Source organism: Bradyrhizobium sp. 26S5 (assembly GCF_036923295.1).
Lineage (GTDB): Bacteria > Pseudomonadota > Alphaproteobacteria > Rhizobiales > Xanthobacteraceae > Bradyrhizobium > Bradyrhizobium septentrionale.
In genome coordinates, this window is the sequence record NZ_CP145948.1 from 1,427,717 (window position 1) to 1,441,640 (window position 13,924).

Consider the following 13,924-nt stretch of genomic DNA (forward strand, 5'->3'; position numbering starts at 1 on the left):
CCATGCAACGACCAGCCCATGAGGCTGCGGCAGGGGAAGGGAATGTTCACGTCGCGCTCTCGTCCTTAAGATCTTCCGCAAAGCATATCGACACCCGCGCCGTTCGTGGTCGGGTCACGCGGGCAATAGGCACGCTGCTCCACGCCGTTCTGCCGGAGGCCCGTGTTGGGGAACTGTGCCTCCTGCAAGATCCTCGCAGCGGATGGTCACTAGAGGCGAGGTGATCGGTCTATTGCCGGACGGGGTGTTACTCACCCCGATCGGCGACATGGTCGGATTGTCCAGCCGTGCAGAAGTGGTCACGACCGGGCGAATGCAGGAAGTGCCAGTCGGTCCCAATTTGCTCGGCCGCGTAATCGACAGCTTCGGCCGTCCACTCGATGGCGGGGGCCCGATAAAGACTGGTGAAGTTCGCCCGCTGCGCGGCAGGGCGCCCAACCCCATGAAGCGACGCGGCATCGAACAGCCTTTTCCGCTTGGCGTTCGCGTCCTGGACGGGCTTCTGACATGTGGAGAAGGCCAGCGGATCGGAATCTATGGTGACGCTGGTTGCGGCAAGTCGACGCTGATGTCGCAGATCGTCAAAGGCGCGGCCGCCGATGTCACCATCGTCGCGCTGATCGGCGAACGTGGCCGGGAGGTGCGTGAATTCATCGAGCGCCATCTTTGCGAGGCCATGCACCGTTCGGTCGTCGTCGTTGAAACCTCCGACAGTTCGGCCATGGAGCGGGCGCAATGCGCCCATATGGCAACCGCGCTGGCCGAATATTTTCGTGATCAAGGATTGCGCGTCGTTCTGATGATGGATTCATTGACGCGCTTTAGCCGCGCCATGCGTGAAATCGGCCTTGCCGCAGGAGAGCCTCCGACTCGACGCGGATTTCCGCCCTCGGTTTTCGCGCTGTTGCCAGGCCTATTGGAGCGTGCTGGCATGGGCGAGCACGGTTCAATCACGGCTTTCTATACCGTGCTCGTCGAAGGTGACGGCACGGGCGATCCCATCGCCGAAGAATCGCGCGGCATTCTTGACGGCCATATCATTCTCTCACGCGCGCTTGCCTCGCGAGAGCAGTTTCCGGCCATCGACGTGTTGTCGAGCCGAAGCCGCGTCATGGACGCAATCGTGTCTGTGCCGCATCGCAAGTCGGCATCCTTCTTCCGTGATCTGCTCTCGCGTTACGCCGAGGCGGAGTTTTTGATCAAGGTCGGCGAATACAAGCAAGGCTCCGATCCGTTGACGGACCGGGCGATCGCCTCGATTGATGAGTTGCGGGCATTTTTGCGCCAGGGTCAGGACCAGGCATGCAGTTTTGAGGAGACAGTGGCATGGATGTCACGTCTGACCGCCTGAATGGCGTTCATGCGTCTAAACTGCGGCTCGTCAAGGACATGAGGGAGCGAAGCGCCCTTCGTGAACTGTCCAACATGGAAACCAGGCGCCACATCGCGGTTGATGCCGTCGAACAGGCTTCCAAGCATCTTGCAAATGCCGAACGACGCCGCGCAAGGGTTGAAGCCGAGCTTTATCGGGAAATGTTGTCGGCCGATGCGATATCGGTCGCCGACCTCAAGCGGCGCCACCATCTCATCATTGGGCGGCTCACAGAAGAGATCGCAGCGACGCAACGGGCGTTTGATGAGGCACGTTCCGCTCAAGACCAGGCCGAGGCTGCCGTTCTTGAGGCGCGGACCCTCTGGGCCAAACGTTCAACGGCGAGCCAAAAATGGCAAGAGATCGAGCGCGACGTTCAGCGCATGACCGACGCGCATTGCGAAGCTGCGGCCGAAATTGAAGCCGATGATGAGGTCGTGCTTCGGTACCGGAGGGGATCAGATCGCCAAGTGGGAGGCGAGCCGACCTGATGGCCACTTCTCCAACGCCAGGACGCCCTGATGTGGAAGGGAGGGTTGCGTCGCGATCGTCGGGGGAACCCGCACCGTTCAGACCAGCGCTGATCCTCTCTCATGCTGTGGTCTCATGGCTCAATGAAATCGCAGCGTTCCGCGTCGCTCTGCAAAGCCATCTAGGAGATAAACCGCTGTCGCTGGATCATAACCGGCTGGTCTGGCAGGCCGAGCCGGCTGCGGCATCGATGCTTGACTGCGTCTTTGACGCCGGCGGCGAAACGGTCGTCTTGTCCTTGCCCGGTTCGCTTGTGGAAGCGTTGATTGCGAACGTGCAGAGTGGTTTGACCTTACCTTCCGAGCCAAGTCGTTCGCTGATCCTTGAACTCGCGCTTGAACAATTGCTCGCTCCACTGGAGAGATTGATCCAACGGCCGTTGCAGCTTATCCGCACCCATAAAGCAGTGATGTCGGGTCCATATATTGAATTCGACGTCTCCTATGGTCCGCTTACAGCGAAGGCTCGCCTGCTTCTATTCCCGTCTCTCGACGGTCCCGTTCCACCTGCGTTCAGCGCCCTCGGCGAACTGCTTGGCCGATTGCCGCGACAGCGGCCCAAGCTTCGTTCTGAGCTGCCTGTCATCGTTGCAGGCCAGATTGGCTCGCTCCGCGTCACGATTGGGCTTGTTCGTCAAGCACAGCAAGGTGACGCGCTGCTGCCGGACGCAATTCCCCTCGCTTGCGGCCAGATCATCCTTGCCGCTGACCAATTATGGGCTCCTGCCGAGATTGCCCGCGACAGGCTGGTCCTGCGGGGGCCATTCCGCTTGCAATCCCACCCCCTGAAGAGTGGACATATGACGACACAACCAGAAGCGCAGCAGCTTCCCTCTGAAGCCGACATCGACAGCCTTGAGATCACACTTGTATTTGAATGCGGCCGCTGGCCGCTGCCGCTGGGAACCTTGCGAACTATCAACGAAGGTCATGTGTTCGAACTTGGCCGGCCGCTTGATGGTCCGGTCGATATCCTTGCCAACGGCCAACGCATTGGACGCGGCGACCTCGTGCGGATTGGCGAGAAACTTGCCGTCAGGTTACGCGGCAGGTTGGCGGTCAATGACTGAGATTCAACCCAGCATCCTCGCGCTTCTGGCGGTGACAGTCGGCCTCGGCCTGCTCGCGTTCGCCGTCGTCACAACCACCGCCTTCATAAAGGTCTCCGTTGTTCTCTTCCTGGTTCGCAATGCGCTCGGGACCCAATCGATACCGCCGAACATTGTCCTGTACGGCGCGGCACTGATTCTGACCGTCTTCATCAGCGCTCCGGTCTTTGAGCAGACCTACAACCGATTGACTGATCCCCAACTTCGCTACCAAACCTTCGATGACTGGATGACCGCCGCCAAGGAAGGACAGGAGCCGCTGCGCGCCCATCTGAAGAAATTCACCAATGAAGAGCAGCGCCGGTTTTTCTTGTCCTCGACTGAACATGTCTGGTCGGAAGAGATGCGCGGCAGCGCTACGGCCGATGATTTTGTGATTCTGGTTCCGTCCTTCCTGATCTCCGAACTCAAGCGTGGTTTCGAGATCGGGTTTCTTCTCTATCTTCCCTTTATTACCATCGACCTGATCGTCACGACGATTCTGATGGCCATGGGCATGTCGATGGTGTCCCCGACGGTGATATCTGTTCCCTTCAAGCTCTTTCTGTTCGTCACCATCGATGGCTGGTCACGTCTCATGCACGGGCTGGTATTGAGCTACACAACGCCGGGAGGCGGACAATGAATGAAGCCGGTATCCTCACGCATCTGAGCGAATCGCTCGTCCTGTTCATGATCTGGGTTCTGCCACCGCTCCTCGCAGCCTTGGTCTCCGGATTGATCATCGGCCTCATCCAGGCGGCGACGCAGCTCCAGGATCAAACCTTGCCCCTGACGGTGAAGCTTCTGGTCGTCGTCGCCGTCCTCGCTGGGTTTTCTCCGGTGCTCAGTGCTCCCCTCATCGAGCAGGCCGAGCGCATCTTCAGCGACTTTCCCGCACTCACCGGCAGATACTAGCAGAGCCTGGATGGCTGGACTGTCCCCCACAGATGCGCAAGCTCTGGTCCAGGGCGCGATAGAACTTGTCGCCGCAACGGGTCTTGGTGCGGCCCGTGCCTTGGGAATCATGCTGGTCCTTCCCGTCTTTACGAGGCCACGTATCAGTGGCTTGGTTCGAGGAAGCCTGACGATTGCGATCGGACTGCCGTGTCTGGCGCAGATCAAGCTCGGCCTGGAGGCGCTGGATCCAAACACGCGACTGGTCAGCGTCACCATGCTCGGTCTGAAAGAGGTGTTCGTCGGCCTTCTGCTCGGAATCCTGCTCAGTATCCCATATGGAGTATCCAGGCGGTCGGCGACATCATCGATACTCAACGGGGAATTTCGAGCCAGGTGGCGGCGGAGGATCCCGCAACGCATAGCCAAGCGTCGGGAACCGGGCTTTTTCTCGGCATCACGGCGGTCACGATTTTCGTTCTGGTGGGCGGCCTGCAGACCATGGTGAGAAGCCTTTATGGCAGCTACCGGATCTGGCCCGTGTATCAGTTTCTGCCCGCGGTGACGGCGCAAGGGGCAATGCAATGTCTGAGCCTACTCGATCACATTATGCTGACGACGCTTCTGGTCGCCGGGCCGGTGCTGGTCCTGCTGCTGCTGATCGATGTATCGGTCATGATGCTGGGGCGCTTTGCATCGCAGCTCAAGTTGAACGATCTCTCTCCGACGATCAAGAATGTCGCCTTCGGTCTCATCATGGTCAGCTACACCGTCTATCTTCTTGAATACGCGGGAACTGAGATCCTCACGTCGGACAACGTGCTGGAATATCTGAAGAAGCTCTTGAAATGAGCGGCTCGAGCGAGGAGAAAAAGCTACCTCCAACTCCCAAGAAGCTGCGCGATGCGCGCAAGAAGGGGCAGAGCGCGCGCAGCTCCGATTTGGTGAGCGGTGTCAGCGCATGCGCCGGTTTCGGCTGTCTGTGGTGGAGAGCCGGGCCGATCGAAGACAAGTGGCACGAAACGGTCCGGCTGATCGACAAAGTGCAGGAGCAGCCGTTCACGAGCGCGGTCCCGCAAGCGCTCAGTGGCTTGCTGGAGCTTTCGCTGGCAGCCGTCGCGCCATTGCTCGCCTGTGCCGTGGCAGCGGCCCTGTTGGCGAATATCCTGGCCAATGGCGGCTTTATGTTTGCCTCGGAGCCGCTCAAGCCGAAGCTGGAGAAATTGGATCCCGTCAAGGGCCTGAAGCGGATCGCATCGAAACGTTCGTTGATCGAACTTGGCAAGACGCTGGTCAAGGTGGTGGTCCTCGGGACGAGTTTGTTCCTCACCGTGATGGCAAGCTGGAAGACGCTGGTGTACCTGCCGGTCTGCGGCATGGGCTGTCTTGGCTTCGTCTTCACCGAGGTCAAACTGCTAACCGGAATTGCCGCTGCGGCTTTTCTGGTCGGCGGATTGGCCGACCTTCTGATCCAGCGCTGGTTGTTTCTGCAGGACATGCGCATGACGGAAACCGAGGCCAAGCGCGAGAACAAGGAACAGCAAGGCAATCCGCAGATAAAGCGTGAGCACCGCCGTCTGCGGCAGGAGGCGGCGAACGAGGCTCCGCTCGGCGTCCATCGCGCCACTTTGATATTGAGAGGAGCGGCAACCTTGATTGGGTTGCGCTATGTTCGCGGCGAAACCGGCGTGCCGATCCTGGTCTGCCGTGGCGAAGGCGACGCTGCGTCACAGCTGCTTCATGAGGCGCGCGCGCTCCGCCTCCGTATTGTAGATGACGACATCCTGGCGCACCAGCTCCTCGGCAAAGCAAGGCTGGGCAACCCGGTTCCTACAGAGTATTTCGAGCCGGTCGCAAAAGCGCTTTACGCTGCCGGACTGGTCTAGATCGTTTTGACCGGGGGCTGCGATTGCGAAAGGCCGTCATCGAGGCGGCTGTATGTCCCTCGTTCCGCCCGCTGGGGCTTCCGGCGCTGCCCTGTTGGCTCCATCGTCGCCATTGCTCTTGTTGCGCGCGGTAAATGTCCCGTAGTTCGCAACGGGACCGGCGGCACGATCGCCATTGCTTGGCATAACCGATCGATTGTCCAGCAAATCGAGCGGATCGTTGACCATGGCTGCCAGATTGCTTCTGGTCGAGCAGCCGAGCGTCGGGTCAAACGAATTATCGTCAACTGCAGGCCCGACGATGGAAAGCGACGGACAGACAGGAGGATGGACTTGATAGGTGATTGCCTCGATCCTCACCCCGAAACGGGCAGGCAGATCGAGCGGGGAGGCCGACAGGCGGATGTTGTAAGGGGCAACGCCCATGGCACGGGCCTCGTGCGTCACCTGGGCGATGAGACGGGGCGAGCCGGTGACCTCGATATGAAGTGCATCCCGCCGGCCGCCACTCGCAGCTGCAATGAAACTGTGCAGCCGGTGCCTTTCGGAGCCGCGAAGGCTCTGCAGGACCAACACGCTGTTCTTCTGCTCCACCTCAATCGCTTGTTGAGCCGATCCAGAATGGGTCGAAGCATTGTTTGCGCATCCGCCTAATGCTGCCGCAACAGCGATCAAATGGCACAAATGTCGTAGGGGCATTTGACGATCCTCACTCGATGATAAAGCCGGCACTGCCAGTCAACCCTGGTGCGCTCGTGCGGGGCCCATCGCGATCTCGGGACGGCCGTGCCAGCGTGTTCGTCAGAACGCGGCCCGCATCTGAGGGCGGCGCGATGCGATCGTTCGGCGCACTCATTCGAGTCGGGTTCGATCCCGGCCGAACGATGTAGGGTGTGACGACAATGACGAGCTCGGTTTCGCGCTTTTGAAACGATGAGGAGCGAAAAAGCGCGCCAAGAATCGGCACGTCGCCGAGCCAAGGAAACTCGCCGATGTCAGTGTTGAAGTTGCGCCGGATGAGCCCCCCGATTGCAAAGCTCTGACCGCTGGCGAGCTCGACAACGGTGCTGGCACGCCGCGTCGAGAGGGCGGGCACGGCCATGCCATTGATTTTGACTTCACCTTCTGTGGACAATTCACTGACTTCGGGCTTCACGCGCACGTTGATCTGGTTGTTGCTGAGGACCGTGGGGACAAACTCCAGGCTCACGCCGAACTGGCGGAATTGGACCGAAACCTGCCGGTTATCCTGCATGACCGGAATGGGAAATTCGCCGCCGGCCAGGAAGCTCGCAGCTTCCCCGGACATCGCCGTCAAGTTGGGCTCAGCCAGGATTGAAGCGAGGTGCTCGCTGGCGAGCGCGTCGAGAACAGCGCTCAGGTTGATACTGCCGGCGCTAAATCCGATACCGACCGTGCCGCCGCCGCCCGCAGCGCCGGAACCTGCACTTTTTCCGGTGACAATGAAGGCGCCATTTTGGCCCGAGGCGGAGAGGTTAATATTGAGATCCTTGACGGCGCTGCGGGAGACTTCCGCCACGCGGACGCTGAGATTCACCTGCAAAGAGCCGGCGACCTGGATCTTGTTAACGACCAGCGCACCCGCACCGAGAAACTGCTCGGTCACCTTCTTGGCGGTCTCGACGACGTCTGCATTGGGCGCGGTCCCGCCAAGGATCGCTCCGCGCGGGGTATAGCTGACCTGAATCGGATAGTCGCCGACCTCGGCTCTCAGCGTGGCACGCAGATCCTCAATCGGCTGCGTGACCACAACACGCATCTCGGCGAGGGCCTCGCCGGCGTCGTTCAAGGCAAACAGGCTGGTCCGCCCAGGCTTTTTACCAAACACGAAGATCGTCGTGTTTGAGGGGGCCTGGTAATCGGCGATCGCCGGATCTGCAACAAAGATGCTGGCCGCAGGAGCGGTCAGATGAACTGTCTTGCCCTGTGAGGAGGACAGGTTGAGGGTGCCGGTCGCGCTGCCAGGCGCAGCTCGCGGCGGTTCTCCTTTGCCGTCCCGCTTTGTCTGAGCCGCGGCAGCAAATGGAAATAGCACTGCGAGCGCGCAGAGGGCGTAGCAGAGAAGCGGCAGACCGGCAAAGAGCGGCGCCGTGGAAACCATCGGCGACTTGTCAGCGCCGGCAGCATTGTTAATGACCTTCAAGGGATTGTGCTTTCAAGTTCGATCGATTAGGCGGCCGATGCCGCACTAACGAGCTCAAGGGTGTAACCAACGCCGCGCGCGGTCTTGATTCTTAAGGTTGCACCCGCCTGGCTCAAATGCGCGCGCAAGCGATAGATCCCAACTTCCAGCGCGTTGGTGGAGACCTCGTCGTCGAAGGCATACAGGCTATCTTCCAGTGACGACCGAGGCACGGTGCGGCCGGCGCGGCTCAGCAGATGCTCAAGAATGCACACTTCCCGGCGCGCAATCCTCAGTACTCGGCCGCTGACGGAGACTTGTCTTCCGATCGGGTCGAAATGCAGGTTGCCGAATGTCACGACCGGCGCCGTCATCTGCGTTGACCGTCGCAGTATAGCGCGCATGCGAGCGATGAGTTCGTCGATTGAGACGGGCTTGGCCAGGAAATCATCCGCACCCGCATTAAAGATCGCGATCCGCCGGGCGAGATCGTTCAAGTTGCTCATCATCATCGTAGGCATTGAACATCCGTCGCGCCGCAATTGCTTCAGCCAGTTCAAGCCGTCTCCATCCGGTAAAGCCGATTCGAGCAAGAGAATGTGGTAGCTGGCGCAATCCAGCGCTGCCGCCGCTTCATCCAGGGTGCGTGTCACGTCAACCGCGAACCCGCAACCGAGGAGCGCTTCCTTCACAGCGCGGGCAAAGTCCGCGTGATGATCAACCAAGAGAATTCGCATGTCATCGCCTCTCAATCATCAACGCCGAGACCTGCGTACGTTACGGGTGACCAAGAGCGTCGGCCCAACTCACAGAGGCGCACTTTGAAAAAGCCCGAAAGCGACGAAGCAGATCGTGGTGGCGCGCGAGCAAGTCGAGCCATTCACTTGTCACCGAACACAAAAAAGCGGCGGTCTGCCGTGGACTGGGAAGATCTCCGAAATCATTCACGAGGCCCAAAATAGAAGCAGCAGGCGGATGCCTAGGTGCGCTGATCGCGGCCAGGCGTGCACGCGCTGGGCCGCCTCGTTCGATATCGTTAGCGCCAGACGGCGCGATCGATACGCAAGCGCAGGAGACAGCTGGATCTGAACCGTCTAGCAAAATCGACATTTGGAACACTCCGCAACCTTGCTCAAGTCCCGCGGTCGGCACTGCTATGCTTGCGCCTATGGCGTCGCCAGGTCATGACAAAGCACGCTTTTCCGCTTGAAGAAGTTTACGCCCCGCAACCGACCGATGCTTCAGAAGCCGCGGCGCGTAACGATGCGATCGATGCTCCTACCGGCTAGCGACAGAGCCGTTCGGTAGCCGGTGATAGACATGCAGGACGCCAGCGATCCCGACTTTGAATCGCGTCCGATGTCCCGGACGCGGCATCCCCTCGACAGCAGTGCACGAGGCCGAAAAGGCGCGGCACGCGCAACGAGGCATCATCGGATTGAAGTCGTTACGCCAGCTGTCTCTCATCGCTTGGGATGAACGACGGCTGAATGACCGATGCTCGACCTTAAAGTGCCTTTGTGTCGGCACGGAGCGAAATAAGCGGGGGCCGCATTCTACGCGCCTGCTACAGTCTGCTCCGGCTAAGGCTGTGCTGATTCGTCCGTCCTGCAGGTAGGCGGCGTTGAAAAGTCGCCTTCGAAAGGAGTGGTCGACCCGCGTGACGGGGCGGAGTGGGGCTGCATTAAGCTTTAAAGATGTTCGCAATTCTTGCTACCTGTCAGGAAGTGTTCGCCCGAGTGGGGTTCTTTGTGGTGAGGCTGTCGGAAATCCTACAATCTCACGTACGGTGCGATTCAAGTGTCTTTAACGTTTGGTTTAGCGGAGTCCCGTCAAATGTGCGGGCGCCCTGGAGCGGCGTCGACACAGACGCGGCCATCTACATGCGAATCATGGTCGCTCTCACCTTCTTCAAGGTCGTATGCATTACCTTATGATGTCCAGCGTGAGCCGTAGCCGATGGCAGTGTGTTATGAGGCAGTCGTTCTCACTACGCGTCACCGCTGTCCACAGCGTCTGACCGGGCGGCTGGCTGATCGCCTCAGATGTGGCAATCAGCCAGACAAACTATGGCTAGTCGTGGGATGCTTGGCCCTGCCGCGTCATTTACATCCTGGATGCAAACGCGCGATTGCCCAAGTCGAGTTGACCGGCAGGGGACTGAGAAGGATTGTCACACTACATTGTAGAATGCGGCCTCCCAAGATTGCTCCGCCGACTATGGGGTCTTCGCGTAAGATCGGCAAAATCGATTGTTTCGATGGAACGCATTCAGGAGACGAATGGACTCTGTCGCGATGCACCGCATGCCGCGGTTGATGCCGCTTTACTGCGCTTGGTGGTGCGATCGGTCTGACCGTCCCTTGATCGAACGCGCGTCCAGAATCAGGCTGAGACGGCCGTGAACAGAAGCCGGGCTTTCAGCGCTTCACGTCACCGGGCTCGATGACGAATGTGACCGCTAGCCATCGGATCGATGCGGGGATGCCAGATGCGCTTGGGGCGCCGCGCCAAGAACGCGTTAAAGAGCCATTCGGGCGGCTCCAGATGCCTGACCCGTTCGCAGGGCCCGTTCGAAGGCCGCATGCGGAGGCTGCTCGATACGTTGTTTGTAAAGCCTGCGCTCATGGCACATCCTCCGTTTCTTCCCTGGGGGACATGCCTAGCGTTTCAGCATGAAGGCACTTACCGACAAAGAGCGCGCAGGAGGCCGTCTAATCATTGCCATCGCGCTTGTACGGATTTGGGTCGCCGGCGGTCCGGTAGTCGTCGAGATTGCCGCCCAGAAAAGGCGCTCGGTCTCTGGGGTTGGCGTTCTGCCCAGCGCGCACATGAGGTCCACATCCGCATCGATGTTGTGCTGATCCTCAACATTCATTCCGAGCCCAATGCTGCTCAGCACGTCGTCGGGCGTCCAGACCGCGGACCTCGGTACGGTGTAGGTGTGCAGCGCGTTCGTACTTTGGGCGATCGCTCGTGCCCAGTGATCGCGCGAATCGACCAGTTTGGATGGATCCTCAACCAGCGACACGAAGGGGAATGCTGTTCGACCGCGCATATGCCATCCGGCTTGGCGCGCCCGGTCCATGGGATATCGCTCCAGAGGATCTCCCATGGAAGAATGATCCCGCGCCGTGTTGCGCACATGCGATATTGCGCTCGTGTTATCTTCCACGCGCGGCCTGCAATCGCTGTCCTGGTGCTGGAAGCGCCGCAGCGTGACATATGACGATCCTACCACGTCATCGAAAACGCGCTCCCGATCGACACCGCCGTCGAAAGCGGCGGTCGATGGCGACCACCGTGCCAATTGCTGCACAGCCAATTCGATCTCATTTCTGAGCGCATCAAGGGGGGGCGCCTGTCAGCGTTGCGGCAAGCTGAGCGCGCGCGCCCACAAATGATGCGGCTGGATAGCGAACGGTTTGCCGGGGCTCGTTCGGCCCAGTCGAGGACGTGGAAGTTGCGGAATTTGTTGCGGTAGGAACTGAATCCGACGTTGGGGGAGTCGGATGCAGGGCATCCAGCTGCTGCTCGAAGCTTGCTTGATCAGCGGACGGTTCTGCCCTTGAGCTGGTCTGTGCGTTCGACTCATCGAGCTGCCGGGGCACCCGGTGCGGCTGCGGGAGGACATCGTGAACGCCAACCGGAGTTTCTGCAGCATTCCGCGGATCCAATATTTATTGGATGCCTTTCAAGTGCTGCTCGTTCGTGTACATTTTCGTAGATGTAGCATTCAGGAAGCTGACGGACGGGGAAATAAGCGATATCCGCTGAGGGTTGCCGGATGGATGAATTCAGTCCAGTAAGGCGAGCGGCCAGCCGAACGGAAGCCGCGCAAAGCGGTAGAGCAAAGTCGGCGCTGTTTTTCGCCGTCTGGCATTCCTGTTTGTTAAGGCCGAGATCAGACGCCCTGACTGGGCAAGGCTTATTCACGCCGCTGCGTTGGGCGCTTGTCGTCGTCGTCATTGTGAACGTATTGTTTAGGTGGCAGAGAGCCATGCAGGTATCACCGTAAACAACCTGGCAAGATGCGCCCTGGTCGAACTGTTGACCGGAAACCGCGCGCTTACACACATGTAAAGCTCATCCGCTCAATCATGTCGACCTCCGTCGGAGGAGCTTTGCCGCTCGTGGTTTCCAAGTGGCCGCGTCTTTGATGAAGTCGGTCCGGCGATGTCGCCCGAGGAGAAGCGACTTCAGCAAACCTGACCTACGAGGTTGTGACGTCGGAATAGCCGCCACAACGACTTACGCCTGTTTACGACAGATTGTTTTTGTCGCAAAGCGCGACCGCGCGTGATGCTCGAACTCGCCAAACGGCCTTGCGAGCACGAGATCCTGCAACGTTGCGCTTCTGCGATCTGTGGTTCTCACCGAGGAAAAACCTATGAAGTTTATTGGCAAAGGCCTGTCGATCCTACTGTCCTTGCTTTCGATCGCCTGCGTGAGCGCGATGGCCCGGGCCGATGAGCCCTCGCCGAAATACGTCGAGGTGCTGCCTTGCAGACGGGCGAGAGTGTGAAGCTTATACTGGATATGAGCCGCTGTACCGGCGCCGAGGGTGGAAAGGCCGGGTCGGCGACGCAGGCCGGTTTGGTCATCAATGCCTTCAGGGTGACCACCCGGAACGGCATCAGCTTCGCCAATGCGGACCAAACCGTGGACAGCTCCGGGCATGCCGTGACCGAATACATTCGTCACAGCCTCAGCCGCGAAGGTAAACTCACGGTGCGGGCCTCCAAGCTTATCATCGGGACGACCGAACTCGTGAACCAGGGCGAGTTTGTCCGCGAACTGCCTGATGGCGCGAAGTTCATCTGGTGATCGAAGCGGCGACTGCGCCGCGGCGGGGAAGCGGCGTCGCTACCTTATTCTACGGAGGTTCTTCGTATCCTGACACGATAGCTCCGTGCCGACGGCCAGAATCAGTTCTGGCCGTCTTTTGCTCCCCTCTGGCCGAGTTGCACGAATTTGCGTCAGTTCGCCCAAGCCATCGTAACGGGGGGTGCCGGTGTTCAGCAGACCTCAATAATTCGGGCGCGAAAGGCGACGCTTCGCTCCTGTCATTTCGTCGCTTACAACTCATGGCGTTGGCATTTGCTGGCCTGCTCCTCAAAAGGCGTGCCCGGCACCGGTCATGCCTCCCGACGATTGCGGTTTGGCATATTCACATCTCCTGCAAAGCAGAAAGCCGTCCATTCCGTTCATGCGATCGATGATTTCGCGAAATATCGGTGTTTCGAAGAGATCCTCGGATTCGTCTCGCAGAAAATTGCCCAGGACATGATGCCGCTCAAAATCCATGCCGCACAGACTAATGTCGCCATTCGGGAGGAGGACATTTCGATTTTGCCGTTCGCCAATGCAAGTTAGAGTGCCGACGAGAGGCCGCCGTGGTTTGATGATACTCGGATCAGTACGTCCTCGCCTGCTCGTCAGCGGCCGTAAGCGCGTTAACTGTTTGGCGGGAATGATGTCGGCGAGTTTGGGATGGACTTTGCCAAGAACGATGTATCGAATTGAGGGAATGTTCGCCTCGACCAGTCTCCGCAGGACATTGAGATAGGTCTTTCCGACAAGGCGGCTGTTCATGTAAGTGCCGTCATCGAGGACGTGCACGACGAAGCTCTTGAACTGCAGCATTTGCAAGCGTCGAACGTCACTCCTATTCATTCCGACAAGGGTCGTGAAAATGCGGATGCCATGGCCGCGTTTGTAAGCATACTCAACCATCGTCGTGCACTCCGGATGGAGCCAAGGCTCCGAGTAACCCGCAAAGCCGATATCGATAACCGCTGGTACGCGTGCCAGACATCGCTTGAGATCCTGAAGACCAAGGTGCTTCGCTTGGGACACGGGGCGTTGGCGTTCTGCGAACTTATCCTCGGACAATAGGAACATCGGACGATGCACCCTGCCGTCGTCGTAATCTGTAGTTCCCGGCGGCTGGGATTTAGCAGGTTGTTGAAGAAGTCTTTGAACGGCGCGCGATGAATGGAATGTTG

General features: G+C 59.3%; 11 protein-coding genes and 2 pseudogenes. 8 read left to right on the plus strand and 5 right to left on the minus strand.

Going from position 1 to position 13,924, the window contains the following annotated elements; genetic code table 11:
* The first annotated feature begins 2 nt into the window (after positions 1-2).
* The 7 genes and pseudogenes from sctN to V5279_RS06850 all read left to right on the plus strand — a co-directional run bounded on the left by sctN (position 3) and on the right by V5279_RS06850 (position 5,773).
* A pseudogene (sctN, locus tag V5279_RS06820) lies at positions 3-1,351 on the plus strand (type III secretion system ATPase SctN).
* Entirely contained in the window at positions 1,327-1,863 is a 537-nt protein-coding gene (locus V5279_RS06825) for a hypothetical protein (RefSeq protein WP_338696038.1), read from the plus strand. The pseudogene sctN and the gene V5279_RS06825 overlap by 25 nt, the downstream one beginning before the upstream one ends.
* Positions 1,863-2,972 (plus strand): type III secretion system cytoplasmic ring protein SctQ, encoded by a 1,110-nt coding sequence (gene sctQ, locus V5279_RS06830; protein ID WP_338696040.1) that lies wholly within the window; start codon positions 1,863-1,865, stop codon positions 2,970-2,972. The genes V5279_RS06825 and sctQ overlap by 1 nt, the downstream gene beginning before the upstream one ends.
* A complete protein-coding gene (gene sctR / locus V5279_RS06835) occupies positions 2,965-3,636 on the plus strand; it encodes a type III secretion system export apparatus subunit SctR (RefSeq protein WP_166071922.1) in 672 nt (223 codons plus the stop codon). The genes sctQ and sctR overlap by 8 nt, the downstream gene beginning before the upstream one ends.
* Positions 3,633-3,908, plus strand: a complete 276-nt coding sequence (locus V5279_RS06840) for an EscS/YscS/HrcS family type III secretion system export apparatus protein (protein ID WP_166071923.1) — start codon at positions 3,633-3,635, stop codon at positions 3,906-3,908. Before sctR ends, V5279_RS06840 begins: the two co-directional genes overlap by 4 nt.
* Before the next feature lie 10 nt (positions 3,909-3,918).
* Positions 3,919-4,739, plus strand: a pseudogene (gene sctT / locus V5279_RS06845) (type III secretion system export apparatus subunit SctT).
* Positions 4,736-5,773: an EscU/YscU/HrcU family type III secretion system export apparatus switch protein gene (locus tag V5279_RS06850; protein ID WP_166071925.1), complete on the plus strand. Its 1,038-nt coding sequence runs from the start codon at positions 4,736-4,738 to the stop codon at positions 5,771-5,773. The pseudogene sctT and the gene V5279_RS06850 overlap by 4 nt, the downstream one beginning before the upstream one ends.
* A gap of 36 nt (positions 5,774-5,809) precedes the next feature.
* Here V5279_RS06850 and V5279_RS06855 read toward each other — a convergent pair whose 3' ends face one another.
* The 4 genes from V5279_RS06855 to V5279_RS06870 all read right to left on the minus strand — a co-directional run bounded on the left by V5279_RS06855 (position 5,810) and on the right by V5279_RS06870 (position 11,241).
* Positions 5,810-6,472, minus strand: coding sequence for a CpaD family pilus assembly lipoprotein (locus tag V5279_RS06855; RefSeq protein ID WP_338696045.1), 663 nt, complete (start codon positions 6,470-6,472; stop codon positions 5,810-5,812).
* A 10-nt stretch (positions 6,473-6,482) separates the two neighbouring features.
* Positions 6,483-7,937 (minus strand): type II and III secretion system protein family protein, encoded by a 1,455-nt coding sequence (locus V5279_RS06860; RefSeq protein ID WP_173643930.1) that lies wholly within the window; start codon positions 7,935-7,937, stop codon positions 6,483-6,485.
* 26 nt (positions 7,938-7,963) lie between these two features.
* Positions 7,964-8,653, minus strand: a complete 690-nt coding sequence (locus tag V5279_RS06865) for a response regulator (RefSeq protein WP_029083933.1) — start codon at positions 8,651-8,653, stop codon at positions 7,964-7,966.
* Positions 8,654-10,578: 1,925 nt separating this feature from the next.
* A complete protein-coding gene (locus V5279_RS06870; protein ID WP_338696048.1) occupies positions 10,579-11,241 on the minus strand; it encodes a hypothetical protein in 663 nt (220 codons plus the stop codon).
* 1,178 nt (positions 11,242-12,419) lie between these two features.
* Here V5279_RS06870 and V5279_RS06875 point away from each other — a divergent pair.
* Positions 12,420-12,743, plus strand: coding sequence for a VirK family protein (locus V5279_RS06875; protein WP_338696050.1), 324 nt, complete (start codon positions 12,420-12,422; stop codon positions 12,741-12,743).
* Positions 12,744-13,031: 288 nt separating this feature from the next.
* On the opposite strand, the gene V5279_RS06880 is transcribed toward V5279_RS06875, so the two are convergent.
* Positions 13,032-13,811: an SPASM domain-containing protein gene (locus V5279_RS06880; protein WP_338696052.1), complete on the minus strand. Its 780-nt coding sequence runs from the start codon at positions 13,809-13,811 to the stop codon at positions 13,032-13,034.
* Between the last annotated feature and the right edge of the window lie 113 nt (positions 13,812-13,924).

What these genes read in the sequence shown, in the direction of transcription:
- sctQ (WP_338696040.1), top strand. Translation starts at nt 1,863, where the DNA reads ATGGCCACTTCTCCAACGCCAGGACGCCCTGATGTGGAAGGGAGGGTT.
- V5279_RS06855 (WP_338696045.1), bottom strand. Translation starts at nt 6,472, where the DNA reads ATGCCCCTACGACATTTGTGCCATTTGATCGCTGTTGCGGCAGCATTA.
- sctR (WP_166071922.1), top strand. Translation starts at nt 2,965, where the DNA reads ATGACTGAGATTCAACCCAGCATCCTCGCGCTTCTGGCGGTGACAGTC.
- V5279_RS06865 (WP_029083933.1), bottom strand. Translation starts at nt 8,653, where the DNA reads ATGCGAATTCTCTTGGTTGATCATCACGCGGACTTTGCCCGCGCTGTG.
- V5279_RS06840 (WP_166071923.1), top strand. Translation starts at nt 3,633, where the DNA reads ATGAATGAAGCCGGTATCCTCACGCATCTGAGCGAATCGCTCGTCCTG.
- V5279_RS06850 (WP_166071925.1), top strand. Translation starts at nt 4,736, where the DNA reads ATGAGCGGCTCGAGCGAGGAGAAAAAGCTACCTCCAACTCCCAAGAAG.
- V5279_RS06825 (WP_338696038.1), top strand. Translation starts at nt 1,327, where the DNA reads ATGGATGTCACGTCTGACCGCCTGAATGGCGTTCATGCGTCTAAACTG.